This window comes from Streptomyces sp. TBY4, from assembly GCF_024213195.1.
GTDB lineage: Bacteria > Actinomycetota > Actinomycetes > Streptomycetales > Streptomycetaceae > Streptomyces.
In genome coordinates this window covers 202,419-228,116 of record NZ_JANAVF010000005.1, presented here as the reverse complement: position 1 = coordinate 228,116, position 25,698 = coordinate 202,419, and the positions used below count along the sequence as shown (strand labels likewise).

At 71.8% G+C, this 25,698-nt stretch carries 20 protein-coding genes; 11 read left to right on the top strand and 9 right to left on the bottom strand.

Features of this window, described 5'->3' with window-relative positions; genetic code table 11:
* Positions 1-14: 14 nt before the first annotated feature.
* Positions 15-2,057, top strand: coding sequence for a 4-alpha-glucanotransferase (locus NLX94_RS14375; protein WP_254383104.1), 2,043 nt, complete (start codon positions 15-17; stop codon positions 2,055-2,057).
* Between the two features lie 20 nt (positions 2,058-2,077).
* Positions 2,078-2,311, top strand: a complete 234-nt coding sequence (locus tag NLX94_RS14370; protein ID WP_254383103.1) for a hypothetical protein — start codon at positions 2,078-2,080, stop codon at positions 2,309-2,311.
* A gap of 75 nt (positions 2,312-2,386) precedes the next feature.
* On the opposite strand, the gene NLX94_RS14365 is transcribed toward NLX94_RS14370, so the two are convergent.
* Complete coding sequence (locus tag NLX94_RS14365; RefSeq protein ID WP_254383102.1) at positions 2,387-2,887, bottom strand: MarR family winged helix-turn-helix transcriptional regulator; 501 nt, start codon at positions 2,885-2,887, stop codon at positions 2,387-2,389.
* 128 nt (positions 2,888-3,015) lie between these two features.
* On the opposite strand from NLX94_RS14365, the gene NLX94_RS14360 reads away from it, so the two are divergent.
* The 3 genes from NLX94_RS14360 to NLX94_RS14350 are packed head-to-tail and all read left to right on the top strand — an operon-like array spanning position 3,016 to position 5,858.
* Positions 3,016-3,966: an EamA family transporter gene (locus tag NLX94_RS14360; protein ID WP_254383101.1), complete on the top strand. Its 951-nt coding sequence runs from the start codon at positions 3,016-3,018 to the stop codon at positions 3,964-3,966.
* 52 nt (positions 3,967-4,018) lie between these two features.
* The gene (locus NLX94_RS14355) at positions 4,019-4,945 is read left to right on the top strand and encodes a DMT family transporter (protein ID WP_374683946.1); all 927 of its coding nucleotides are present in this window, start codon (positions 4,019-4,021) and stop codon (positions 4,943-4,945) included.
* Positions 4,946-4,955: 10 nt separating this feature from the next.
* Entirely contained in the window at positions 4,956-5,858 is a 903-nt protein-coding gene (locus NLX94_RS14350) for a LysR family transcriptional regulator (protein ID WP_254383099.1), read from the top strand.
* 290 nt (positions 5,859-6,148) lie between these two features.
* On the opposite strand, the gene pepN (NLX94_RS14345) is transcribed toward NLX94_RS14350, so the two are convergent.
* On the bottom strand, positions 6,149-8,731 hold the full coding sequence (gene pepN / locus NLX94_RS14345) for an aminopeptidase N (RefSeq protein WP_254383098.1): 2,583 nt from the start codon (positions 8,729-8,731) through the stop codon (positions 6,149-6,151).
* Positions 8,732-8,895: 164 nt separating this feature from the next.
* Here pepN (NLX94_RS14345) and NLX94_RS14340 point away from each other — a divergent pair, with 164 nt between their 5' ends.
* On the top strand, positions 8,896-9,393 hold the full coding sequence (locus NLX94_RS14340; RefSeq protein ID WP_254383097.1) for a DUF1203 domain-containing protein: 498 nt from the start codon (positions 8,896-8,898) through the stop codon (positions 9,391-9,393).
* Positions 9,394-9,461: 68 nt separating this feature from the next.
* Here the strand turns inward: NLX94_RS14340 and NLX94_RS14335 are convergent, their stop codons facing one another.
* Positions 9,462-10,490, bottom strand: a complete 1,029-nt coding sequence (locus NLX94_RS14335; protein WP_254383096.1) for an aspartate-semialdehyde dehydrogenase — start codon at positions 10,488-10,490, stop codon at positions 9,462-9,464.
* Between the two features lie 252 nt (positions 10,491-10,742).
* Between NLX94_RS14335 and NLX94_RS14330 the strand changes: the two genes are divergently transcribed.
* The gene (locus tag NLX94_RS14330; RefSeq protein ID WP_254383095.1) at positions 10,743-12,242 is read left to right on the top strand and encodes a M28 family metallopeptidase; all 1,500 of its coding nucleotides are present in this window, start codon (positions 10,743-10,745) and stop codon (positions 12,240-12,242) included.
* Positions 12,243-12,346: 104 nt separating this feature from the next.
* Here NLX94_RS14330 and NLX94_RS14325 read toward each other — a convergent pair whose 3' ends face one another.
* The gene (locus NLX94_RS14325) at positions 12,347-15,679 is read right to left on the bottom strand and encodes a S8 family serine peptidase (RefSeq protein ID WP_254383094.1); all 3,333 of its coding nucleotides are present in this window, start codon (positions 15,677-15,679) and stop codon (positions 12,347-12,349) included.
* Positions 15,680-15,952: 273 nt separating this feature from the next.
* Complete coding sequence (locus NLX94_RS14320; RefSeq protein WP_254383093.1) at positions 15,953-16,513, bottom strand: CGNR zinc finger domain-containing protein; 561 nt, start codon at positions 16,511-16,513, stop codon at positions 15,953-15,955.
* Positions 16,514-16,624: 111 nt separating this feature from the next.
* Here NLX94_RS14320 and NLX94_RS14315 point away from each other — a divergent pair, with 111 nt between their 5' ends.
* Together NLX94_RS14315 and NLX94_RS14310 are read left to right on the top strand one after the other, a co-directional pair.
* Positions 16,625-17,083: a VOC family protein gene (locus NLX94_RS14315; protein ID WP_254383092.1), complete on the top strand. Its 459-nt coding sequence runs from the start codon at positions 16,625-16,627 to the stop codon at positions 17,081-17,083.
* Positions 17,083-17,988 (top strand): pyridoxamine 5'-phosphate oxidase family protein, encoded by a 906-nt coding sequence (locus NLX94_RS14310; RefSeq protein ID WP_254383091.1) that lies wholly within the window; start codon positions 17,083-17,085, stop codon positions 17,986-17,988. Before NLX94_RS14315 ends, NLX94_RS14310 begins: the two co-directional genes overlap by 1 nt.
* Before the next feature lie 5 nt (positions 17,989-17,993).
* Here NLX94_RS14310 and NLX94_RS14305 read toward each other — a convergent pair whose 3' ends face one another.
* Complete coding sequence (locus NLX94_RS14305) at positions 17,994-18,953, bottom strand: hypothetical protein (protein ID WP_254383090.1); 960 nt, start codon at positions 18,951-18,953, stop codon at positions 17,994-17,996.
* Between the two features lie 234 nt (positions 18,954-19,187).
* Entirely contained in the window at positions 19,188-21,743 is a 2,556-nt protein-coding gene (pepN, locus tag NLX94_RS14300) for an aminopeptidase N (RefSeq protein ID WP_254383089.1), read from the bottom strand.
* A gap of 110 nt (positions 21,744-21,853) precedes the next feature.
* Between pepN (NLX94_RS14300) and NLX94_RS14295 the strand changes: the two genes are divergently transcribed.
* Together NLX94_RS14295 and NLX94_RS14290 are read left to right on the top strand one after the other, a co-directional pair.
* Positions 21,854-22,501 carry a DsbA family protein gene (locus NLX94_RS14295; protein ID WP_254383088.1) on the top strand — a complete coding sequence of 216 codons (648 nt, stop codon included), beginning with the start codon at positions 21,854-21,856 and terminating at the stop codon, positions 22,499-22,501.
* A gap of 51 nt (positions 22,502-22,552) precedes the next feature.
* Positions 22,553-23,248, top strand: a complete 696-nt coding sequence (locus NLX94_RS14290) for a hypothetical protein (RefSeq protein ID WP_254383087.1) — start codon at positions 22,553-22,555, stop codon at positions 23,246-23,248.
* 39 nt (positions 23,249-23,287) lie between these two features.
* Here NLX94_RS14290 and NLX94_RS14285 read toward each other — a convergent pair whose 3' ends face one another.
* Both NLX94_RS14285 and NLX94_RS14280 read right to left on the bottom strand, forming a co-directional pair.
* On the bottom strand, positions 23,288-23,944 hold the full coding sequence (locus tag NLX94_RS14285; RefSeq protein WP_254383086.1) for a superoxide dismutase: 657 nt from the start codon (positions 23,942-23,944) through the stop codon (positions 23,288-23,290).
* 184 nt (positions 23,945-24,128) lie between these two features.
* On the bottom strand, positions 24,129-25,544 hold the full coding sequence (locus NLX94_RS14280) for an amino acid permease (RefSeq protein ID WP_254383085.1): 1,416 nt from the start codon (positions 25,542-25,544) through the stop codon (positions 24,129-24,131).
* Positions 25,545-25,698: the final 154 nt, after the last annotated feature.

The window sequence follows — 25,698 nt, the reverse complement described above, 5'->3', positions numbered from 1 at the left end:
CGACAAGGAACCTGATGGACGACCTCGCCCGGCTCGCGGCCCTGTACGGAGTCGCCACCACCTACCAGCCCGCCGAGGACGTCACCCTCCGGGTCCCGGAGGCCACCGTCGCCGCCGTCCTGCGGCAGCTGGGGGTGAACACGGACACCCCGGAGTCCGTACGGGCGGACCTGGCCGCGGCCGAACACGACGCGGTGCACCGGCTGCTGCCGCGCGTGCTGGTGTGGTGGTCCGGCTCCCGGCCGCCGGTGGAGCTGGGCGCGCTCCCGCCCGGGACCCGGACCGTGCTGGAGGCAGAGGGGGACGGGGGCGGGGCGTCGGAGGGCGCGGAGCCGGCGGCGGCCTGGAACGCGGCCGGTGCGGGGGAGCCGCCGCTCGGCGTGCACCGGATCCGCGCCGAGGCGCCGGACGGCCGCACCGCCACCGCCACCCTGATCGTGGCCCCCGACCGGGCCCCGGCGGCCCCGGAACGCACCCACGGGCTGCTCGTCCAGCTCTACTCGCTGCTCTCCGAACGCTCCTGGGGCATGGGCGACCTGGGCGACCTGGCGGAGCTGGCGCGCTGGGCGGGCCGCGTGCACGGAGCCGGCTTCGTCCAGGTCAACCCGCTGCACGCGAGCGTGCCCGGCACCCCGAGCGACCCCTCCCCGTACCGGCCGTCCTCGCGCCGCTTCCCCGACCCGGTGCACCTGCGGATCGAGGACGTCCCCGAGTACGCCGACTGCCCGGACCGGGCCGCCCTCGCGGAACTGGCCGACCGGGGGGCGGAGTTGCGGCGCGGAGTCCTGGAGAAGGGTGCGCTGATCGACCGGGACGCCGTCTGGGCCCTCAAGCGGGCCGCCCTGGAGCTGCTGTACACCGTGCCGCGGAGCCCCGAACGGGAGGCGGCCTACGCGGAGTTCCGCGCCGAGCAGGGGGCGGAGCTGGACCGGCACGCCGCCTGGTGCGCCGCGCACGCCGGGGAGGACCCGGAGTCCCGGGCCGACTTCCACCGCTGGCTGGTCTGGCTGACGGACGCCCAGCTCGCCGGGGCCCAGCGGGCCGCGAAGGAGGCCGGGATGGCGGTCGGCATCGTGCACGACCTGGCCGTCGGGGTGCATCCGGAGGGTTCGGACGCCACCGGAGCCCCCTTCGGAGCCCCGCACTACGCCCGGGCCGTTTCCGTCGGCGCCCCGCCGGACGCCTTCAACGCGCGCGGCCAGGACTGGGGGCTGCCCCCGTGGCGGCCCGACCGGCTGGCGGCCACCGGGTACGCGCCGCTGCGGTCCCTGCTGCGGGGGGTGTTCCGGTACGCGGGCGCCCTGCGCATCGACCACGTCATGGGACTGTTCCGGCTCTGGTGGATCCCGGAGGGGACCCCGCCCGCCGAAGGCGCGTACGTCGCGTACGACGGGGAGGCGATGCTCGCCCTGCTGGTCCTGGAGGCGCACCGGGCCGGGGCCCTGGTCATCGGCGAGGACCTCGGCACCGTGCAGCCGGGGGTCCGTCAGGCGCTGGCCCGGCGCGGGGTGCTGGGCACCTCGGTGCTGTGGTTCGAGCGGGACTGGGGCGGCGACGGGGAGCCGCTGGCGCCGGAGCGCTGGCGGGCCGACTGCCTGGCCACCGTGACCACCCACGACCTGCCGCCCACGGCCGCCAAACTGGCCGGCTCCCACGTGGAACTGCGCGACCGGCTCGGCCTGCTGACCCGCCCGGCCGAGCGGGAGCGGGCCGAGGACGAGGCCGACACCGCGCGCTGGATGGACGTACTGGAGGACCTCGGGCTCGACACCAAGGGCGAGGAGGCCGCCGTACGGTCCCTGTACGGGTTCCTGCTGCGCACCCCGGCCCGGCTGGTCGGGGTCTGGCTGCCCGACGCGGTGGGGGACCGGCGGCCGCAGAACCTGCCCGGCACCTGGGACCAGTACCCCAACTGGCGGCTCCCCGTCGCCGACCCGGACGGGCGACCGCTGACCCTGGAGGCGCTGGCCGCCTCGCCGCGGGCGAACGCCCTGCTGGAGGCGGTGCGGGGGGCGGTGGAGACCCGTACGGCACCCCCGGGCGCGCGCGGCGTTTAGGTGTTCGCTACGTTTGCACCGTGGACAAGAAGAACGCTCTGCGCGCCGGCGCCGTCACGGCCGGAACGACGCTGATGATGCTGCTGATGACGTCTCCCGCCCTCGCGCTCACCCGTGACGACGGCGACGACCCGGGTCCGGGCCTGAGCGTCGGCGAGACGCTCGGCCTCTACGTGGCCGCGCCGATCGTGCTGTTCCTGGTCATCGCCGGTCTGGTGATGGTCCTCGACAAGTCGCGCAAGACGCAGAACTAAGCCTGACCGAAGGCTCGAATTCCGGGGCGCCGGTGGTCCGTAAGGACCCCCGGCGCCTCGTCGTACCCGGATCCGCTACGGGACCCCCGCCATCACCTTGCGCAGCAGCGCGGTGAGCGTTGCGACCTCCGTCGCGTCCAGCCCGGTCAGCGCCTCGCGCTGCACCTCCAGACCCGCCTCGACCGCCTCGTCGATGAGGGCGAGGCCCCGGTCGGTGATGGTCACCCGCAGTCCCCGCCGGTCGTCCGGATCGGGGTTGCGGCACAGCAGCCCGGCCTTCTCCAGTTTGTCCAGCCGTCCCGTCATCCCGCCCGTGGTGAGCATCAGCGTGGCCGAGAGCTGGCGGGGCGAGAGGGTGTACGGGGTTCCGCTTCTGCGCAGCGTGGCCACCACGTCGAACTCCCCGCGCCCGATCCCGTAGCGGCCGTAGGTCTTCTCCATGGCATCGCCCATGGCTTTGGAGATCCGGTAGATCCGGCCGAAGACGGCCATGGGCGTGGTGTCCAGATCGGGTCGCACCGCGAACCACTGCTCGGCGATCGCGTCGACGGCGTCGACGGGGTCCTTGTCGGTCATGGGCGCAGTATCCGGCTTCCGCTTGTTCGTTGGCAAGAAAGTTGCTTGCAGGAAAGTAGCTTAGTGCTAAGCTACTTCCAAGTGAGCTACCCGCTCGAGCCACTCGTCCTGCCGGAGGAGCACCCGCCGTGAAGCGCATCGCCACCCTCGCCCTGACCGCCCTGGCCCCCATCTCCTGGGGCTCCACCTACGCCGTGGCCTCCGAGCTGCTGCCGCCCGACCGGCCGCTGTTCACCGGCGTGATGCGCGCCCTGCCCGCCGGACTGCTGCTCACCGCCCTCGCCCGCAAGCTGCCCACGGGGCAGTGGTGGTGGAAGGCCGCCGTCCTCGGCGGACTCAACATCGGCGCCTTCTTCCCGCTCCTGTTCCTCTCCGCCTACCGCCTGCCCGGCGGGGTCGCGGCCGTCCTGGGCTCCGCGGGGCCGCTCTTCGTCGTGGGGCTCGCCGCCCTCCTGCTGGGCGAGCGGGCCCGGCTGCGGACCGTGCTCGCCGCCGTCGTGGCGGCCTTCGGCGTCAGCATGGTGGTGCTGACCGCGCAGGCGCAGCTCGACCTGGTCGGGGTGGTGGCCGGCGTGGTCTCCTCCGCCTCGATGGCCGCGGGCACCGTCATGACCAAGCGGTGGGGGCGCCCGGAGGGTGTCGGCCCGCTGGCCATGACCGGCTGGCAGCTCACCGCGGGCGGCCTGATCATCCTTCCGATCGCCGCACTGGTGGAGGGTGCGCCGCCGGCGCTCGACGGCAAGGCCTTCCTCGGCTACGGCTACATGATGCTGATCAACACCGGCATCGCGTACCTGCTCTGGTTCCGCGGCATCGGACAGCTCGGCGCCACCTCCGTCACCCTCCTCGGTCCGCTCTCGCCGCTCAGCGCCGCCGTCATCGGCTGGGCCGCCCTGGGGCAGGCGCTCTCCCCGGTGCAGGTGCTGGGCATGGCGATCGCCTTCGGTGCCACCGTCGCCGGGCAGCTTGCGGCGGGCAGGGCGGACGCGCCCCGCCCCAAGGCCGAACCGTTCAGTTCTACTGAAGAAACCGATCGAAATGTTTCGATGGACCTGACGGGTGCCTCGGTGCGACGGTAGACCAACGAACCAAACGCACCGACACTCCGAAACTCCGAGGGGGAGACACACCGTGGCCGTCATGGACCGAGTCCGCACCGTTCAGCAGGAAGCAGCGCCCGGCAGGGCGAAGAAGGGGGCCGCCGGTCTCGGCGTCCTCCTCGCCCTGCTCGCGACGGTGGTCTGGTCCGGCAGCTTCGTCGCCACCCGCGGCATGGCCGACAGCATCCCGCCCGTCCAGGCCGTCTTCTGGCGCTGGGTGATCGCCACCCTGGCCGTCGCCCCCTTCGCCGCCCGGCAGGCCTGGCAGCAGCGGGCCCTGATCCGCGAGCACTTCGGCTACATCGCCCTGGCCACCCTCTTCGGCGTCACCCTCTACAACACCCTCGTCCACCAGGCCGGCCTGACCACCTCCGCCTCCAACATGGGCATGATCATGGCGGCCTCGCCGGTCATCATGGCCCTGTACGCCCGGCTCGGCGGCGAACGGCTCGGCGCCCGGCGCACCTTCGGCCTGGCCCTGGCCGCCCTCGGCGTGCTCCTCCTGGTCGGCAAGGGATCGATCCGCTTCGACTTCGCCGCGGGCGACCTGTGGATGTTCGCAGCCGCCCTGTCCTTCGCCACGTACAGCGCCCTCCTCAAGCGCAAGCCCGCCGAACTGGGCGGACTCGCCTTCCTCCTCACCACCTTCGTCCTCGGCGCGCTGATGCTCGCCCCCGCCTACGCCGTCTCCGTCGGAGTCCAGGGCGGCTTCCAGGTCACCCCCTCCACCACCGGCATGCTCCTGTACGTCGGCGTCTTCTCCTCCGCCGTCGCCTTCTTCGCCTGGAACAAGGCCGTCTCGATGATCGGCGCCGCCCGCGCCGGAGTCGTCTACTACCTCCAGCCCGTCTGCGTCGCCGGTCTCGGCCTGCTGATCCTCGGCGAGACCACCGGCCCGACCCAGCTCCTGTGCATGGCGCTGATCCTGGGCGGCGTGGGTCTGGGTGCCCGGCGGTAGGTTCGGTCCCATGATCGAGTGGGACATCAAGAAGCTGCGGATCCTGCGGACCCTCTCCGAGCAGGGGACCGTGACCGCGACGGCCGAGGCGCTGCACATGACGCCCTCGGCCGTCTCGCAGCAGCTGACCAACCTGGCCAGGGCGCTGGGGGTCCCGCTGCTGGAGGCCCAGGGCCGCCGGGTCCGGCTCACCGACGCCGCCCACCTCGTACTGCGGCACGCGGAGGCCGTGTTCGCGCAGCTCGAGCGGGCCGACGCGGAGCTCACCGGATACCTCGCGGGGGAGGCGGGGGAGGTGCGGATCGGCGCCTTCTCCACCGCCGTACCGGTCCTCGTGGTCCCGGCGGTCGCCGCCCTGAGGCGTTCGCACCCCGGGGTGGAGGTCCGCGTACGGGAGACCGAGGCGGCCGAGTCCTACGAGCTACTGTCCGCCGGGGTCGTGGACCTGGCGCTGTCCTTGGCGGCCCACGCCCCGACCGCCCGCGATCCCCGTTTCACCCGCCGGACCCTGCTGGAGGACCCCCTCGACGTGGCCCTGCCCCCGGACCACGCGCTGGCCGGTGCCGCGGAGCTGCGGCTCGCGGACCTGTCCGGGGATCCGTGGATCTACGGCGGCTCCGGGCCCTGGTCGGAGATCACCCGCAATGCGTGCGAGGCGGCCGGGTTCGTGCCCGAGCAGGCGCACTCGGCCTCCGGCTGGACCGCGATCCTGGCCATGGTGGAGGCCGGGATGGGGGTCGCCCTGGTTCCCCGCATGGTGGCGAGCCGTGCCGCGGGCGTCGCCGTACGCGGGCTGCCCCACGACCGGCCGACCCGGCACGTCATCGCCGCCCTGCGGCGGGGCTCGGAGTCGGCCCCTGCGGTGGCCCATGTCCTGGCGGCCCTACGGGCCGTCGCCGACGGCCGCCCGTAGCCGCGCGGCGGGGTGCCGCTGCGCGGGCCGAAGTCCCCTACCCGCCCTTCGCCCGTTCCCCGGGCGCTGCCCGGACCCGTACGTGCGCTCCGCGCCCGTGCCCTCAAACGCCGGGCGGGCTGAGTTTGCCGCGCAGCGGCAAAATTCAGCCCCGCCGGCGTTTGAGGCGCGGGGTCTGGGGCGGAGCCCCAGGGAACGGGCGAAGGGCGGGTAGGGGACAGCCCCGCAGGGCACGGGCCCGGGGCCGGGAGGGGCCGGAGGGTCCGGCACCGCCCGGCCCCGGGCTGCGGTCAGACCTGGGCTGCGGCAGCCGCGTCCGCCGCCTGGGCGCGCAGGGCGCGCTCCACGCCCGCGCGGGACTCCGAGACCAGGCGGCGCAGGGCCGCGTTCGGCTCGGCCGAGGAGAGCCAGGCGTCCGTCGCCGCGAGGGTCTCCGCGGAGACCTGGAGGGACGGGTAGAGCCCCACCGCGATCTGCTGGGCGATCTCGTGGCTCCGGGTCTCCCAGACCTCCTTGACCGCCGCGAAGTACTTCTCCGTGTACGGGGCGAGGAGCTCGCGCTGGTCGGTCTGGACGAAGCCCCCGATCACCGCCTCCTGCACCGCGTTCGGGAGCGACTCGCCCTCGACGACCGAGGCCCAGGCCGCGGCCTTGGCCTCCGCCGTGGGAACCGCCGCGCGGGCGGTCGCCGCGTGCCGCTCGCCCGCCGCCGTCCTGTCCCGCTCCAGCTCGGCCGCGACGGCCGGCTCCCCGGCCGCGCCGGTGGCGACCAGGCGCTCCAGGAACGCCCAGCGCAGCTCGGTGTCCACCGCCAGGCCCTTGACCTCCGCCGAGCCGTCCAGCAGCGCCGCCAGGTAGGTCAGCTGCTCCTCGGTGCGGGCCGTCGCCGCGAAGGCACGGGCCCACGCCAGCTGGTGGTCGCTGCCCGGCTCGGCCGCGCGCAGGTGCTCCAGCGTGGCCTCCGTCCAGATCGCCAGGCCCTGGTCGCGCCACGCCGGGTCGGCGTACAGCTCCACGGCCAGCTTGACCTGGCGGTGCAGCGACTGGACGACGCCGATGTCCGACTCCTTGCCGATGCCCGACAGGACGAGGGCGAGGTAGTCGCGGGTGGCCAGTTCGCCGTCGCGGGTCATGTCCCAGGCCGAAGCCCAGCACAGCGCGCGCGGCAGCGACTCGGTGAAGTCGCCCAGGTGCGCGGTGACGTTCGCGAGGGACACCTCGTCGAGGCGGACCTTGGCGTACGACAGGTCGTCGTCGTTGAGCAGGACCACCGCCGGACGGGTCCGGCCGATCAGCTCCGGCACGGCGGTCAGACCGCCGTCGATGTCCAGCTCGATCCGGTCCGTGCGGACCAGCTTGCCGGCGGTCAGGTCGTACAGGCCGACCGCGATGCGGTGCGGGCGCAGGACCGGCTCGCCCTTGGCGCCGGCGGGCAGCGCCGGGGCCTCCTGGCGGACGGCGAAGGCGGTGATCGCACCGTTCTCGTCCGTCTCGATCTCGGGGCGCAGGACGTTGATGCCGGCCGTCTCCAGCCACGCCTTCGACCAGGCGGTCAGGTCGCGGCCGGAGGTCTCCTCCAGCGCGCCCAGCAGGTCCGACAGGCGGGTGTTCCCGAAGGCGTGCGCCTTGAAGTACGCCTGCACGCCCTTGAAGAAGGCGTCCTGGCCGACGTAGGCCACGAGCTGCTTGAGCACCGAGGCGCCCTTGGCGTACGTGATGCCGTCGAAGTTGACCAGGACGTCGTCCAGGTCACGGATGTCGGCCATGATCGGGTGCGTGGAGGGCAGCTGGTCCTGCCGGTACGCCCAGGTCTTCATCGAGTTGGCGAAGGAGGTCCAGGCGTGCGGCCACTTCGAGCCCTCCGCGTACGCCTGGCAGGCGATGGAGGTGTAGGTGGCGAACGACTCGTTCAGCCACAGGTCGTTCCACCACTCCATGGTGACGAGGTCGCCGAACCACATGTGGGCGAGCTCGTGGAGGATGGTCTCGGCGCGCGTCTCGTACGCCGCGTCCGTCACCTTCGAGCGGAAGACGTACTGGTCGCGGATGGTGACCGCGCCCGCGTTCTCCATCGCGCCCGCGTTGAACTCCGGCACGAAGAGCTGGTCGTACTTGGCGAAGGGGTAGTCGTACGCGAACTTCTCCTGGAACCAGGTGAAGCCCTGACGGGTCACGTCGAAGATCTCGTCGGCGTCGAGGAACTCGGCGAGCGAGGGACGGCAGTAGATGCCGAGCGGGACGGACTGCCCGTCCGCGCCCTCGTAGGAGCTGTGCACCGCGTGGTACGGGCCGACGATCAGGGCCGTGATGTACGTGGAGATGCGCGGGGTGGGCTCGAAGCGCCAGACGTTGTCGGCGGGAACCTCCGGCGTCGGGGAGTTCGAGATGACCGTCCAGCCCGCCGGGGCCGTCACGGTGAACCGGAACGTCGCCTTCAGGTCGGGCTGCTCGAAGCTCGCGAACACGCGGCGCGCGTCCGGGACCTCGAACTGGGTGTACAGGTACGCCTGCTCGTCGACCGGGTCGACGAAGCGGTGCAGACCCTCGCCGGTGTTGGTGTAGGCGCAGTCGGCGACGACGCGGAGCTCGTTGGCCCCGGCGGCGAGGTGCGCCAGCGCGATCCGGGAATCCCGGAAGACGGCGGCCACGTCGAGCGACTTGCCGTTGAGGACGACCTCGTGCACGGCCGGGGCGACCAGGTCGATGAAGGTCTCGGCGCCGGCCTCTGAGGACTGGAAGCGCACGGTGGTCACGGAGGGGTACGTGCCGCCCTCCTGCGCGCCGCTGAGATCGAGTTCGATCTCGTACGAGTCGACACTGAGCAGCTTTGCCCGCTGCTGAGCCTCTTCACGGGTCAGATTCGTGCCTGGCACGCGGTCATCTCCTTCGATGGTGACGTTCCGGCCCATCCTTCCACGCGGGCCGCGCCACCGCGCCGGAGTCATCCACGGGCGAAACGCGGGCGCAACGCCGGCTGGGAACGCGACGTCCGATTTCCGCCAGCCCCGGCCGGTCCGCCGGCAGCACCCTGGACCCCATGACCACACACACCGTGCTCGCCATCGCCCCTCCCGTCCTCGCCGGCCTGCGCACCCTCGACGACGCCGGGCGGCCCTGCGCCCCGTACGAGGACCGGGAGGGCGGCGCCCCGCTGCGCTGCTGCCTGCGCCGCAGCGTCCCCGGCGACCGGATCGCCCTCGTCGCGTACGCGCCGCTGCGCCGCTGGGCCGCCGAGACGGGCGCCGACCCGGGGGCCTACGACGAGCAGGGCCCGGTGTTCATCCACGCCGCCGACTGCGGCGGACCGGACCCGGACCCCGGCCTGCCCTTCGCCCACCCGGGCGCCCTGCGCACGGCCCGCCGCTACGACGCCGCGGGCCACATCCTCGGCGGGCGGGTGCTCGACCTCGCCGGGGACCCCGAGGAGGTGGTCGAGCGGGCGCTGACCGAGGCCTTCGAGGACCCGCGCACCGCGCTCGTCCACGTCCGCGCGGCCGAGTTCGGCTGCTACCTCTTCGAGGTCCGCCGGCCCTGAGGCCCGCGGGGAACGCCGGAGGGCGGCACCGTCACGGTGCCGCCCTCCGGTCGTGCCTGCGCGCGGGATCAGCCGCGCAGCTCCTCGGCGACCAGCTCCGCGATCTGCACCGCGTTCAGCGCGGCGCCCTTGCGGAGGTTGTCGTTCGAGAGGAACAGCGCGAGGCCGTTCTCGGTGGTCTCGTCGACGCGGATGCGGCCCACGTACGAGGCGTCCTTGCCGGCGGCCTGGAGCGGGGTCGGGATCTCCGAGAGCACGACGCCCGGGGCGTCCTTCAGCAGCTCGTAGGCGCGCTCGACGCTCAGCGGGCGGTCGAAGCGGACGTTGACCTGGAGGGAGTGGCCGGAGAAGACCGGGACGCGCACGCAGGTGCCCGAGACCTTGAGCTCCGGGATCTCCAGGATCTTGCGGGACTCGTTGCGGAGCTTCTGCTCCTCGTCGGTCTCGAAGGAGCCGTCCTCGACGATCGAGCCCGCGAGCGGGATCACGTTGTAGGCGATCGGGCGCTTGTAGACGGCGGGCTCGGGGAACTCCACGGCGTCGCCGTCGAAGGTCAGCTGGTCGGCGGCCTCGGAGACGGCGCAGGCCTGGCCCTTGAGCTCGGCGACGCCCGCCAGGCCCGAGCCGGACACGGCCTGGTAGGTGGTGGCGATCAGCGCGGTCAGACCGGCCTCGTCGTGCAGCGGGCGCAGCACGGGCATCGCGGCCATCGTGGTGCAGTTCGGGTTCGCGATGATGCCCTTGGGGCGGTTCTTGATCGCGTGCGGGTTGACCTCGGAGACGACGAGCGGGACCTCGGGGTCGCGGCGCCAGGCGGAGGAGTTGTCGATCACGACGGCGCCCTGCGAGGCGACCTTCTCGGCGAGGGCCTTGGAGGTGGCGCCGCCCGCGGAGAAGAGCACGATGTCCAGGCCGGAGTAGTCGGCCGTGGAGGCGTCCTCGATGGTGATCTCCCGGCCCTCCCACTCGAGGGTGGAGCCGGCCGAACGGGCCGAGGCGAACAGCCGCAGCTCGTCCACCGGGAACTTGCGCTCGGCCAGGATGCCGCGCATGACTCCGCCGACCTGTCCGGTGGCTCCGACGATTCCGACCCTCACGGTGACTCCTCTTGTTCCGTACGACGCGGGCGCGCGTGAAGCCATCATGCGTTCGACCCCACGAGCCTTGTCCAATCCATTGTCCGAGGAGCGGACGGTGTTCTCCGTGTGAACCCCCGTGACAACTCCGTGGCGGGAGTGTTGCACCGCTGCTCACGGGCCGTTTTGCCTGTTCGAAGCCGGTTACGGTCCGGTCTGTCGTGTCCGTCATCCGGACGCGGAATCCGCACTTCGAACTCGGGGAGAATTACCGTGCGTGCCATCCGCCACCGCCGCCGGTCCATACCGGCGCTCGCCGCCCTCGCGGCCGCCGCCGTCGCCGCGCCCGTCCTGCTCGCCGCCGCACCGGCCTCCGCCCACCCGCGCGAGGGCCGGCTGGCCAAGGAGCTGGTGGAGGAGGTCACCGCCCGCGGGGCCTACCGCCACCTGGCGAAGTTCCAGCAGATCGCCGACGCCAACGGCGGCAACCGCGCCGCCGGCACGCCCGGCCACGCGGCCTCCGCCGCCTACGTCCACGACACGCTGAAGAAGGCCGGGTACCAGGTCTCGTACCAGGACTTCGACATCTACGAGGCGCAGACCAGGACGGAGCGCACCACCGTCCTCGGCGGCGCGGGGGGCGGGGCTCCCCGGGAGCTGGCCACCGCCGCCTTCACCTTCACCAAGTCCACCCCGGCCGGCGGCCTGACCGCCCCGCTCGCCCTCGCCCGGGTCGACGAGACCCCGGGCTGCGACGCCGCCGACTACCCGGCGGGCGCCTTCACCGGGAAGATCGCCCTGGTCAAGCGCGGGGCCTGCACCTTCGTGGAGAAGCAGCGGGCCGCCGCCGCGGCGGGCGCGACCGGCGTGATCGTCTACAACCACAGCGGCACCACCCCGGTCCGCGGCACCTTCTCCTCGCCCGCCGAGGGGATCATCCCGAGCGCCGGGATCACCCTCGCCGACGGCGAGGCGCTGACCGCGGCCGCCGCGCAGGGCGAGGTGAGCGTGCGCCTGGAGCTGGACCAGGAGCACGTGAAGAAGACCACCCGCAACGTGGTCGCCGAGACCAGGGGCGGCCGCTCCGACCGCGTCGTCACGGTCGGCGCCCACTTGGACTCGGTCCCCGAGGGCCCGGGCATCAACGACAACGGCTCGGGCTCGGCCGGCCTGCTGGAGGTGGCCCTCAAGCTCGCCGAGGAGGGCGCCAACAAGAAGGGCAAGGGCAAGCAGACCGCGAACAAGGTCCGCTTCGCCTGGTGGTCGGCGGAGGAGCTCGGCCTGCTGGGCTCCGAGCACTACGTGGCGCAGCTGTCCGAGCAGCAGAAGAAGGACATCGCCCTCTACCTGAACTTCGACATGATCGCCTCGCCGAACCCGGCGCAGTTCGTCTACGACGGCGACGACTCGGACCGGACGGGCGAGGGTGCCGGGCCGGCCGGCTCCGCGCAGATCGAGGCGCTGATCAACGGCTTCCTCGACAAGAAGGGCAAGCCGCACGAGGGCAGTGACTTCGACGGCCGCTCCGACTACGGCCCGTTCATCGCGAACGGCATCCCGGCCGGCGGCACCTTCACCGGAGCCGAGGGCATCAAGACGCCGGAGCAGGCCGCGCGGTACGGCGGCACGGCCGGGGCCCCGTACGACCCGAACTACCACGGGGCGGGCGACGACCTGAAGAACATCGACCTGAAGGCCTTCGACACCAACCTGGACGTGATCGCCCACGCGGTCGGCACGTACGCCCAGGACCTGAGCTCGCTCGGGAAGTAGTCCCGCACCCGGGGGAGGGGACCGGGGGAGGGAACCAGGGGGAACACAGGCGGGGGCGGTGCTCGTGACGAGCACCGCCCCCGCTGTTTCAGGCCGCTACCGGGTTACGGCAGGACCTTCTCGATCTGCACGCTGCCGGTGCCGGCGGCGGTGCCGCGGGCGTTGAGCAGCTTGACCTCGCCGAAGAGCTGACGGCCCTCCGTGGTGCCGCTGTTGGCGAGCACGTTCGCGGAGACGGTCGCCGAGGCGCCGTTGGCGAGGTTGACCGCGGCGGCATCGTCGACCTGGACGGCGCCCAGGGCGGCCGAGTAGAAGACGTCGCGGTAGTCGTACGTGGTGGAGCCGGACGGGACCGCGTAGCCGAACACCTCGATGGTGTAGGTGCCCGCGGCCGGGTTGACCAGGCTCACGGCCTCCTCGGAGTCGCCGTCGGCGGAGGAGCCGACCTTGACGCCGTCCTTGTACACGTCCAGGTCGAGGTCGGCGGCGGTGTCGGAGACCTTGCCGATCGCGATGTCGAGGCGGGAGACGCCCTCGCCGATCGTGACCTCGGTGGTGTGGGTCTCACCGTTGGCGATGGTCGGCTTGGCGACCTTCGCGGAGCCGAGCGAGCCGCCCTGGAGCTTGCCGCCGGAGATGGCGGCCCCGTCGTTCTTCACGGTCCACTGGACCGGCGCCGGGGTGCCCTGCTTGACCTCGGGCAGGACCTTGACCGCGGGGTCGAAGGCCGCGCCGAGCACGGAGACGTCCAGCTTGAACGGGTTGTCGAGCAGCGGCGAGGTACGGCGCGACTCGACCTCGATCTCCCAGACGCCCGGCTGCGGGTTCGGGTACGAACGCAGGTCGGGGCGGCACAGGTTGGCCGGGTTGTCGTAGTTCGGGTAGCACTGGGTCGTCGCGCTGTCCTCGACGCCCACGCCGTACGGGTGGATCGAGATGAAGCGCGTCTGGCTGCCCGCCGCGAGTCCGCCGAGGGCGACCTCGAGGGACTTGGCGCCCGCCGGGACGTTCACGAAGTACGACTTGTGGCTGTTGCGCTGCACGGAGGAGGTGTCCGAGTAGCTGAACGAGGGCTTCGCCAGCGGGGTCGAGACGACGACCGTGGAGAGGATCTGCTTGTCGATGCCCTCGGTGAAGGGGTCGTCGAGCTGCAGGATGCCGCTGTGGACGCCACCCGTCTTGGCCTTGGCCTCGACCTTGATGGTGACCGGCTTGTTCAGCGGCAGGGTGACGTAGCCGTAGTCGCTGAGGACCTTGAAGGTGCCGTCGTTGTTGCGCCAGCTGAGCTTGTGCGGGGTGCCGTACTTGACGCCCGTGGTGCGGGTGACGACGACGTCGTAGACCTTCTTCTTGCCGGCCTTCAGGCCGCCCTCGCGGTCGTAGATGCCGGTGCCGAAGCCCGGGGTCTTCAGGAACTGGTCGATCGCGGTGTCGACCGGGGCCTTGACGGTGAAGTCGTTGGCCTTGGCGCCGCGCTGGATGGACTCCCACGCGCCGGGGACGTTGATCATGCCGGCGCCCTGGGCGTGCGCCGGGACGTCGTCGATCTTCTTCGCGCTGCTGGTGAGCGCGATGCGCAGGTTCGCCGGGGTGAGGGCGATCTTCTGCTGCTTGGCGGCCGAGATCAGCAGGGCGCTGGCGCCCGCCGCCTGCGGCGAGGACATCGAGGTGCCCTGGAGCATCGCGTAGCCGGCCGGCAGGGTGTAGCCGGCCTCCTTCACCGGTGCGCCCGGGATCCAGGTCTGCGCGGTGTTGATGGCGGCACCGGGAGCCGTGATGGTCGGCGTGAAGCCGCCGTCCTCACGCGGACCGCGGGAGGAGAAGGGGAACATGTTGTACTTCTTGGCCACGCCGGAGCCGTAGTTGGCCGCCCAGGTCTCCTTGGAGACCGCCGCACCCACGGAGACGACCTTGTCCGCGAGACCGGGGTCGCCGATGGTGTTGATGCCGGGGCCCTCGTTGCCCGCCGAGATGATGAGCTGGACACCGTAGGTGTCGATGAGGTTCTTGTAGAGCTCGGAGCGCGCGTTGTTGCCGTCGTTCAGGGCCGGCAGGCCGCCGATCGACATGTTGACGATGTCCACGCCGCGGTTGACGACGAGGTCGATCATGCCCTCGGTCAGCGCGATGTTGGTGCAGCCGCCGGACCAGGTGCAGGCGCGCGAGGAGACGAGCTTGGCGCCGGGAGCCTGGCCGTTCATCGCCCCGCCGAACAGGCCGTTGGCGGCGGTGATGCCCGCGACGTGCGTGCCGTGCGTGCCCTCGATGATGCCGACGTTGACGAAGTCGGCCTTCTTGCCGACCCAGTCACCGCCCAGCGGGTCCATCGGGACGTCCTTGCGGATCTCGATCACGAACGGGATGCGCTCGGCGACCTCGGTCGCCGGGTTGTCCGTGCCGAAGTAGCCGATCTGGTAGCCGTCCTTGTACGGCTTCATCGGCTCGTTGTTCGTGAAGTCGTTGTCCTGGTCGGTGTCGACGCGGACGGTCCCGGCGACCGGGTCGTAGAGCAGGCCGAACCGGTCGGTGGTGTCCCCGTCCCGGTTGACGTCGCCCTTCATGTCGCCGTTGGCGGTGATCGACTCCGTGAAGCGGCTCCACTGGAACGAGCCCTCCGGGGCCTTCCAGCTGCCGCCGCCCGCGGTGAAGGTGCCACCGGTGACCGGGGTGATCTGCGCGCGCCAGGTGGCGTCGGCGTCGGTGATCGGGTCGGTCGCGGTGACCCAGTCGACGATCTTGCGCTCGCCGGTGGTGGTCTTCTGGAGCGCCGGGTGGCCGAGGTCGACGCCCGAGTCCATGATGCCGATGGTCACTCCGCGGCCGTCGGCCTGCGGGTTCTTCTTGAGGAAGTCCAGCGTGCCGGTCTCGAAGACCGGGTTGTACGGGTTCTTCGCCGGGGTGTTCTTGTCCGGCGCCGGGTAGGTCTCGGGGGCGGTCCGCTTCACCGTCCCCGTCTCGCGGTCCGCGTCCGGACGGGGGTCCGGGAGCTGGATCTCGTGCCGCAGGTCGATGCCGTGCACGGAGGTCAGCTTGGCGGCCGCCTTCAGCGCGGCCTCGGCCTTGTCGGTCGGCAGGGTGGCGCGCACGTAGCCGAGCTTGTCGTACGTCTGGCCCACCGAGGCGCCCTGGACGTCGTCGAGCTGCTTGGCCACCTGCTGGGTCTCACCGGGGGCCGTCGCGACCATGACCGTGACGGTCTTCTCGCCCTTGGCCTTGGCTTCCTGGAGCAGTTCGGCGTCGGCCGATCCGAGCTTCTCGTCGGCCGACTTCACCGCGGGGCTGGGCGCGGGGGTGTTCGTGCCGGTCGCCGCGAAGACGGGCATGGCGCCGGTGGCCGCGAGGGCGGCCACCAGGCCGGCCGCGGCCGCGACGCGCGCGACGCGTCGGGTCGCGGGTATGGCGCCGTCTTTGGAACGAGCGGGGGAGTCGAGGGTCATCAGCATCCCTGGCTAAGTGAAAGGTACGGTCCGGATTTCGGTGCCGGATGACCGGTCAGCCTCGCGTAAGTGACAGCTCTTTGGGGAGAGTTGTCACGGACCGATACCTACCCTGGCGGACTCCCGCCAGCGCGCCCCGTACGCCAGAAGGCCCGTACCGGACCGAACCGGTACGAACCTTCTGGGTTGAAGATGGATTTGTAGACTTCCCGACCGCGCGTCAGGGGAGCGGCCCGCCCCCGTCCCGGATCGGGTGTGACAACTTCCGACCCTTCAGCGCTCGCGCGTGCGCGCGTAGTGGCGGGAGGCCTTCGCCCGGTTTCCGCAGGCCGACATCGAGCACCAGCGCCGGGTGCCGTTGCGCGAGGTGTCGTGGAAGCGCAGCACGCAGGTCTCCGAGGCGCACTTGCGGATCCGGGCGGGGTCGGAGCCCAGCAGCTCCAGGTAGTCGCGGGCGGCCGTCCAGGCCGGGCCCCAGGTCGGGTCGTCGAACTCGGTCCGCTCCCCGGGGCCTTCGGCGGTCAGGGTCGCCCGGATCCGGCCGTGCTCCAGAACGGCGTCGACCAGCTCGCGGGCGCTGTCGTCGGCCGGGTCCGCGACGGCGCGGGCCAGTGCCTCGCGGGCGGTGAGCAGGTGGACCAGGGTCGCGGCGTCGGCGCGGAAGCGGCCGGCCAGTCCGGTGCTCTCCAGCCAGAGCGCGAGCCCTTCGACGCGGGTGAGTCCGAAGGCCCCCGCGAAGAGGTCGAGGGGCTCGCCGTCCTGGACCCAGCGGGTGTTGATCAGGTCCAGGGCCACCGGTTCCCCGGTCAGGGGCCGTGGGTCCGTCGTCGTCATGTCCGCCTCCTCGTGGCTCTAACCCTTCAAGAGTACGTGACCGGTTGACTCCCTCGGTTCTAACCTCTAATCTTGATTTAGAAGGTTAGAAATTCTGAGGAAGGAACCGTTGTGACGACCGTCATCAGCAAGCTGCGCACCGGCCACGTGGGCCTCAACGTCACGGATCTCGCCCGGTCGCTCGTCTTCTACCGGGACGGCCTCGGCTTCGAGCTGCTCGGCGAGGGCGCGGAGGAGGGCCGGCGCTTCGCCTTCCTCGGCCAGGACGGCGAGCTCGTGCTCGCCCTGTGGCAGCAGGCCGAGGGGGCCTACGCACCCGGCGCGGCCGGACTGCACCACCTCGCGCTCTCCGCGGACGCCATCGAGGAGGTCAGGGCGTACGAGGAGCGGCTGCGCGCTCTGGGCGTCGACTTCGCCTATGAAGGGGTCGTCCCCCACGGCGAAGGGGCGGCCTCCGGCGGGATCTTCTTCCACGACCCGGACGGGACCCGTCTGGAGATCTCCGTGCCGAGCGGCGCCGAAGGCGCCGAGGCTCCCACTGCCGGGGCTCCGACCTGCGGGTTCTTCTAATGTCCGGGTACCACTGGGGCTCGCTGGCCGTCCAGGAGCGGGTCGGTGTCCGGGAGCACGCCGTGCACGTGGGGCAGTCCATCACCCCGTACATCAAGGACGTGGCCGCGGCCTTCCTGGGGCTGCAGCCGCACCTGGTCGTCGGCGCGGCCGACTCCGGGGGCCTGCTCTGGGCCTCACTGCTGACCGGCGCCCCCGGTTTCGTACGGGCCACCGGGCCGGACCGGATCGCGGTCAAAGGAGGGGTCCCCGAGGGGGATCCGCTCGCCGGGGCGCTGGCCACCGCCGGCACCCGGGTCGGGACCATCTCCCTCGACCCGCGCACCCGGCGCCGGATGCGGCTGGGCGGAACCCTGGAGGTCACCCCCGGCGGGTTCGCGCTGGCGGCCGAACGGGTCTTCGCCAACTGCCCCAAGTACCTCCAGAAGCGGCAGCCTGTCCAGCTCGCCGCCGAAGGAGCCGGTGTCGTGCGGCGCGGGGACGCGCTCACCCCCGACCAGGAACGGGCCGTCCGCGCCGCCGACACCTTCTTCGTCGCCACCTCCGCGGGGGCGGACGGGGTCGACGCGAGCCACCGGGGCGGCATGCCGGGCTTCGTCGAGGTGCTCTCCCCGACCGAACTGGCCTGGCCGGACTACGCGGGCAACGCCATGTTCCTGACCCTGGGGAACCTGCTCGTGGACCCCCGGGCCGGGCTGCTGTTCCCGGACTGGGAGACCGGGGCGCTGCTCCAGCTCAGCGGCCGGGCGGAGCCCGAGTTCGGGGCGGGCGGACAGCGGCGGGTCCGCTTCCGGATCGGGTCGGTGGTGGAGAGCGTGCACCCGGGGCGGCTGCTGTGGAGCACCCCGGAGTACTCGCCTGCGAATCCGGCGCTGCCCGCGCCGCCTTGGCAGCCTGCGCCGTAGGTCCCTCACCTGGGCAGGACGACGAGGTAGGCGGCGGGCTCGCGGTCGGCGGACGCCGTCAGGGCGGTCCGTACGACCGCCGCCTGCTGCTCGGGCCAGTCGCGGAGCTTGCGCGGGGTGATGTGCAGGACGGTCACCCCGCACCGCTCCAGGGTCTCCCGCTTGCGGACCGACTCCGACCACTGCTCGTCCTCGCCCTGGCGCGGGGCCCGGGTGTCGATCTCGACGGCCACCGCCTGCTCCGGCCAGTACGCGTCGACCCCGCCCAGGTGCGGGCCGCCGGGCAGCCTCAGGTCCACGTTCCAGACGGGCTCGGGGAGCTCGAAGCCCCGTACGAGCTGGTAGAGCCGGTCCTCGGCGATGGCGCGGCCCTCGGCGAGCAGTGATTCGACGGCGTCCACCACGTGCGGGCGGTTCAGCAGCCGGGCCACCGTCAGCTCCCGCACCACGGCCGCCGGTTCGCAGTGCCCGCCGCGGACGGCCTCGCTGAGCAGGCGGCGGACGGTACCGGCGTCGGAGAGCTGGGCGACGGCGTCGGCGACGGCGCGGGCCACGGGGGCGACGGGCAGCCCGGTGATCTCCAGCGGCCGGGGCGGGGTGTGCGTGCGGACGATGCGGACCTGTCCGGCGGAGCGCAGCCGGCGGGTGTTCGGGACGAGCACGTCGATCTGCGGGAGGCCGAGCAGGGCGGGGGCGGAGGAGAACCGGTACAGGGCGAGGGCGGCCAGCCCCGTGATCATGACCTCGTCCCCGCGGCGCCCGGCGTAGAGGAGCGCCGCGTGCAGCCGCTCCTCGCTCGTCGCGGGACCGGAGTGGAGCAGGAACACCCCCGGCAGGATCTGCTGCCAGGACCGCTCGGCGGCATCGGAGGCGGTGACCCCGTGCTCGCGGAGCTGGGCCAGCGACAGCACGCGGGGGCGGTTGTCGGTGAGGTGGGCGAGGGGGAGGGGTGCGTTGTGGTTCATGACGCTGGGATTCCCTCAGGCCATGGCCTTGCTAACCCCTGTTACACATCCGTCGGCAAATCGGGACAAGCCGGGGCTAAAGTACGGGCGTTCGAATGCCGATGGAGTGCGCCGGTGCCCGCACGCAAACGCCGGCGGGCTGGAAAATCCAGCCTCGCCGGCGTTTGAGGCGCGGGGTCCGGGGCGGAGCCCCGGGGAACGGTGGAAGGGCGGGTAGGGGAAGGCCCCGCAGGGTCAGCCCGCCGCCACGTCGCAGGCCTGCGCGCGCAGCGCACGGGCCAGGTCGTCCCGGGACTCCAGCACCAGGCGGCGCAGCGCCGGAGCCGCATCCGCATGCGCCGCCAGCCACGCATCAGTCGCGTCCACCGTCGCCTGCGAATCCTGCAGGGACGGGTACAGCCCCCGCACCACGTCCATGCCGATCTGGATCGACCGGTCGGCCCAGATCCGCTCGATCACGGCGAAGTAGGGCTCCGCGTAGGGCGCGAGCAACCCCCGCTGCGAAGACTGCTGCATCCCCGCGATCGTCGCCTCGACCAGCGCGTTCGACAGCGCGTCCGACTCCACCACCGCGGCCCACGCCTGGTCCTTGACCGCCGCCGACGGCCGCGCCGCCATGCACCGGACCTGGTGCCGCTTGCCCGACGCCGTGTCGTCCCGGGCGAGTTCGGCCGCGAGGACCTCCTCGCCGATCGCCCCGTGCGCGGCCAGCGGCAGCAGGAAGTCCCAGCGCAGCTCCTGGTCCACCTCCAGCCCGTCGATCCGCGCCGTTCCCTCCAGCAGACCCAGCAGCAGCTGGAAGTCGCCCTCGGTCGCCGCGCCCGACGCGAAGAAGCGGGCCCAGGTCAGCTGGTGCTCCGAACCGGGCTCCGCGAACCGCAGTTCCTGCAGCGCGCACGCCGCCAGCACCTTGCCGCCCTGCTCCCGCCAGTCGGGCGCCGCGTAGCGGGTGACCGCGGTCAGCGCCTGCGCGTGCAGCATCTGGAGCACGCCGACGTCCGTCTCCCGGCCCGCGTGGGCCAGGACGAGCGAGACGAAGTCCCGGGCCGGCATCAGCCCGTCGCGCGTCAGGTTCCACAGCGCGGACCAGCACAGCGCGCGGCTCAGCGGGTCCGTCACCGAACCCAGGTGCGAGCGCAGCGTGGCCAGCGAGGCCTCGTCGAAGCGGATCTTGCAGTACGTCAGGTCCTCGTCGTTGACGAGCACCAGCGCCGGCTTCTCCTGCCCGGTCAGCTCGGAGACGACCGTCCGCACCCCCGCGACGTCCGCCTCGGCGCGCGCGTACCGCACCAGCGCCCCGTCCGGGTCCAGCCGGTACAGGCCCACAGCGACCCGGTGCGGGCGGAGCTCGTCGCCGTCCTGGACCACCGCCAGCTCGGTCACCCGGCCGCCCGCGTCACAGGTCACCACCGGGGTCAGTGCGTTGACGCCGGCCGTCTGCAGCCAGGCCCGCGACCATTCGGCCATGTCCCGCCCGGAGACCTCCCCGAGCACCGACAGCAGGTCGTCCAGGGTGGTGTTCCCGTAGGCGTTCGCCTTGAAGTAGCGGCGCGCGCCCTCCAGGAAGGCGTCCCGGCCCACGTACGCCACGAGCTGCTTGAGCACCGCCGCGCCCTTGGCGTACGTGATGCCGTCGAAGTTCAGCTTCGCGTCCTCCAGGTCACGGATGTCGGCCGTGATCGGGTGCGTGGACGGCAGCTGGTCGGCCCGGTAGGCCCATGCCTTGCGGCTGTTGGCGAAGGTGACCCAGGCCTGGTCGAAGCGGGTGGCCTCGACCAGCGCGAAGGAGCCCATGAAGTCCGCGAAGGACTCCTTCAGCCACAGGTCGTCCCACCACTTCATGGTGACGAGGTCGCCGAACCACATGTGCGCCATCTCGTGCAGGATCGTGTTCGCGCGCCGCTCGTACGAGGCCTGCGTGACCTTCCCGCGGAAGATGTACTCCTCCCGGAAGGTCACCATCCCCGGGTTCTCCATCGCGCCCAGGTTGTACTCCGGCACGAAGGCCTGGTCGTACTTCCCGAAGGGGTACGGGTAGTCGAAGATCTCGTGGAACAGGTCGAAGCCCTGCTTCGTGACGAGGAACACCTCGTCGGCGTCGAAGTGCTTCGCCAGCCCCTTGCGGCAGATCGCGCCGAGCGGGATCGTCAGGTCCCCGCGCGTGTAGGAGTCCGTGACGTAGTGGTACGGCCCCGCGACCACGCAGGTGATGTACGTGGAGATCGGCGCGGTCTCGGCGAACCGCCGGGTCTGCCCCTCGCGGGACTCCTCGGCTCCGTTGCTCCAGACCTGCCAGCCCTCGGGCGCGGTCACCTCGAAGCGGTAGGGGGCCTTGAGGTCGGGCTGCTCGAAGTTGGCGTACACCCGCCGGGCGTCGGCCGGCTCGTACTGGGTGTAGAGGTAGACCTCGCCGTCCTCCGGATCCACGAAGCGGTGCATGCCCTCGCCGGTCCGGCTGTACGCGCAGTCGGCGTCGACCACGAGCACGTTCTCGGAGGCCAGCCCGTCCAGGGCGATCCGCGCGCCGTCGAAGACGACGGCCGGGTCCAGCTCGCGCCCGTTGAGGGTCACGCTGTTCACCCGGGGCGCGATGAGGTCCGCGAAGCTCGCGGCTCCCGGAGCGGCGGCGCGGAAGCGGACGGTGGTCACCGAGCGGAAGGTCCTGGGGCCCTCGGCCGGTTCGGCCTCGTCCACCGCGGACCTCAAGTCGAGGACCACCTCGTACCCGTCGACGGACAGCAGCTCGGCCCGCTCGCGGGCCTCGTCACGGGACAGATTCTCTCCGGGCACGTGCACTCCTTCGTGCGTGATCGCGATACCTGACAGAATCCTCCCACGGGGGAATGCGTGTGCGGTCGGAGCGGTTGGGCAGGGAGGAACGTTCCGATCTGAGGAGAGACATGGCTGACACCCAGGTGCGCGAGAAGACCGCTGTCGACTTCTGGTTCGACCCGCTCTGCCCCTGGGCCTGGATGACGTCCCGCTGGATGCTGGAGGTCGAGAAGGTCCGTGACGTCGAGGTCCGCTGGCACGTGATGAGCCTCGCCGTCCTGAACGAGAACAAGCTCGACGAACTGCCCGAGGTCTACCGCGAACTGCTCGGCCCCAAGGGCTGGGCCCCCGTGCGCGTGGTCGTCGCCGCCCAGCAGAAGTTCGGCGACGAGATCACCGGCAAGCTCTACACCGCGCTGGGCACCCGCTTCCACAACGAGGGCCAGGGCCCGACCCGCGAGGCGATAGCCGAGGCGCTGAACGAGGTGGGCCTGCCCGCCGAGCTGATCCACTACGCCGACTCCGACGAGTACGACGAGGTCCTGCGCGACTCCCACAACGACGGCATCAACCGGGTCGGCCAGGAGGTCGGCACCCCCGTCATCTCCGTGCCCGGCGCCGACGGCGAGGAAGTCGCCTTCTTCGGTCCGGTCGTCACCCCCGCCCCGCGCGGCGAGGCCGCGGCCCGCCTCTGGGACGGCACCCTGCTCGTCGCCTCCACCCCGGGCTTCTACGAGATCAAGCGCACCCGCACCCAGGGTCCGATCTTCGACTAGTCCGCCCTGGTTCGAGTAGCAAGGGTCCTGTTCCTCCCTTAGCGTCCCCCTATGGGTACCAGTCCGGCACAGGAGGAACCGATCGGCCGCCGCGGCGGCCGGGCGGAGCCCGCGATACCGAACGACAACGCCGCGCACGCCAGCCTGCCCGCACGCCCCCGAGACCGGGTGCTGCGGGCAGCTTGCGTAGCGGTGCCCCCGCTGTGGACGGCCCTCGGGGTCCGCCAGGCCGCCGGCACCCTGCGCCACTACCTCCGGGGCACGGGCCGCCCGTACCGGGTCGACGCGCGGGCGCTGCTCGCGGTGCCCGCCGTACGGGTGGACGTGGACCGGCGCCTGGCCGAGTGGCGGGAGGCCGCGCGGTCGCTCGGCGAGCCCGGCGCGTACGCGGCGGACAGCGGCTGGCGCGGGGTGCTGATCACCCGGCGCGGCAGCGAGGGCGGCAGCGCGGACTGGTGGCTGGCGCTGCGCGGAGCCCAGTACCGGATCAGCGGGACGGTACGGGTCCACGAGGACGGCTCCGTGGTGAGCGACTACCGCTTCCAGGTGCACAAGAGCTGGAACTTCGACCGCGGGGAGTCGGAGTTCGGCGTCCCCTTCACCCCGTTCGCGCGGCTCCACGAGACCGGTCTGGCGCGGGAGTTCACGGTGGTCGGCGAGGTGGACGGCCTGGTGGACGCAGAAGACCCCCGCGAGTCACGTCCTCGCGGGGGCCTTCTGGTGGACACGCCCGCAAGTGAAGGTTGAGAAGACGATCACGAGGCGGACGGGCTGGGGTGGCGCCGATCAGCCCTTGGCGGGGATCAGCAGCGGGGTGTTCGCCTTGGCGTCGGCGTAGCGCTTGGCCACGTCCTGCCAGTTGACGACGTTCCACATCGCCTCGATGAAGTCCACCTTCTGGTTCTTGTACTGAAGGTAGAAGGCGTGCTCCCAGGCGTCGAACACGAGGACCGGGGTGCTGGCCACGCCGACGTTGCCCTGGTGGTCGTAGATCTGCTCGACGATCAGGCGGCCGCTGACGGGCTCGTACGCGAGCACGCCCCAGCCGGAGCCCTGGGTCGCGGAGGACGCGAAGGTCAGCTGCTTCTTGAACTTCGCGAAGGAGCCGAAGGACTCGGTGATCGCGTCGGCCAGGTCGCCCAGGCCGTCGGCCGAGGTGGGCTCGCCGCCGCCCTCGCCCGTCTTCGGGCTGGCCATGTTGTGCCAGTAGATGCTGTGCAGGATGTGGCCGGAGAGGTGGAACGCGAGGTTCTTCTCCAGGCCGTTCAGCGCGCCCCAGTTCTCCTTGTCGCGCGCCTCCTCCAGCTGCTCCAGCGTGTTGTTCGCGCCCGTGACGTAGGCCGCGTGGTGCTTGTCGTGGTGCAGCTCGATGATCTGCGGGTTGATCACCGGCTCGAGAGCCGCGTAGTCGTAAGGAAGCTCAGGAAGCGTGTAGATGGCCATGCGTGTTATCCGGTCCCCTCAGCGTGCCAACTGCTTATTGCAATCAATGCGCAACTGCACGCTAGCAGTATCTATTCCTCGATTCTCATAAGGGTCACCTCACTTGTGGGGACCTCCGGAACGCCGGAAGCCGGGCCCATGCGATCGCATGAGCCCGGCTTCCGGGGCCGCCGTCCGGCGGGTGCTACGCGGCTTCGCGCGCCGCCGCCCGGCGCTGGATGACGTACCCGGTGGCGGCCAGCGCCAGCGTCAGTCCGCCGGTGAAGAAGAGCTGGATCCGGGTGTCGTCGCCCATGGCCATCAGGACCAGAACCCCGGTCAGTCCGGCCACCGCGACCCAGGTCAGATAGGGGAAGCCCCACATCTTCACGACCAGCTTCTCGGGGGCCTCGCGCTCCATCCGGCGGCGCAGCACGAACTGCGAGACGGCGATGAAGCCCCAGACGACGAGGATGACGCCGCCGACCATGTTCAGCAGCCAGGCGAAGAGGGTGTCCGGGTACCAGTAGGACAGCAGCACGGTGACGAAGCCGAAGCCGGAGGAGGCGAGCACCGCGCGGCGCGGGACCCGGCCGGAGAGCTTGCCCAGGGCCTTGGGGCCCTGGCCGCGGGAGACCAGGGAGTAGGCCATGCGGGAGGAGCCGTAGATGTTCGCGTTCATCGCGGACAGCAGGGCGATCAGGATGACCACGTTCATGACCTGGCCGGCGTGCGGGATGCCCAGGTGGTCCAGGGTGGCCGCGTAGGGGCCGTCGGCGGTGACCGACGGGTCGTTCCACGGCAGCAGCGTGACGATGACCAGCATCGAGCCGACGTAGACGATCGCGATCCGCCACATGGTGGTCTTCACGGCCTTGGCCACGCCCCGGACCGGGTTGTCGGACTCGGCGGCCGCGATGGTCACCGTCTCCAGCCCGCCGTACGCGACCACGGAGGCGAGCAGGCCGACCAGCAGTCCGTCCACGCCGTTGGGCAGGAAGCCCCCGTCGTGCAGCAGGTTGGCGGTGCCGGGGGAGCCGGTGCCGGGCAGCAGGCCCATGACGGCCAGCACGCCCAGGCCCAGGAAGAGGGCGATGGCGCCGATCTTCAGGGCGGAGAACCAGAACTCGAACTCGCCGAAGTTGGAGACGGCGGCGAGGTTGGAGCCGCAGAACATCGCCATGAAGACCAGCACCCACATCCACGAGGGGGTGCCGGGGAACCAGCCGGTCATGATGTGCGCCGCGCCGATCGCCTCGATGGCCACGCCGACGCACAGCAGGGTCCAGAACATCCAGCCGGCGGTGAAACCGGCCCATGGGCCGATGGCCCGCTCCGCGTGCACCGAGAAGGAACCGGAGGCGGGGTTCGCGGCGGACATCTCGCCGAGCATCCGCATCACGAACATCACGAGCAGCCCGGAAGCGGCGTACGCGAGCACGATCGAGGGACCGGCGGCCGCGATGCCGGCGCCGGAGCCGACGAAGAGGCCCGCGCCGATGACCCCGCCGAGGGCGATCATCGAAAGGTGGCGCTGCTTGAGTCCGTTGCCGAGGGGCGATCCGGATTCGGCCGGGTGCGCGGCCCGTTGCTCGGGCGGGGTCAGGGTGCTCTGGCTCATGGGGGAGATGCCTGTCCGGTGTGCGGTGGGACGGGGTGAGGTGTCCCAGTCTGCCGACCGTCCGTTTATCGGACACTTACTGTCCATCATCCGGACACCGGTTTCACCGGCCGTGATCGTGCCGCCGCGCAACCGGGACGGGCCCGGGGCGAAA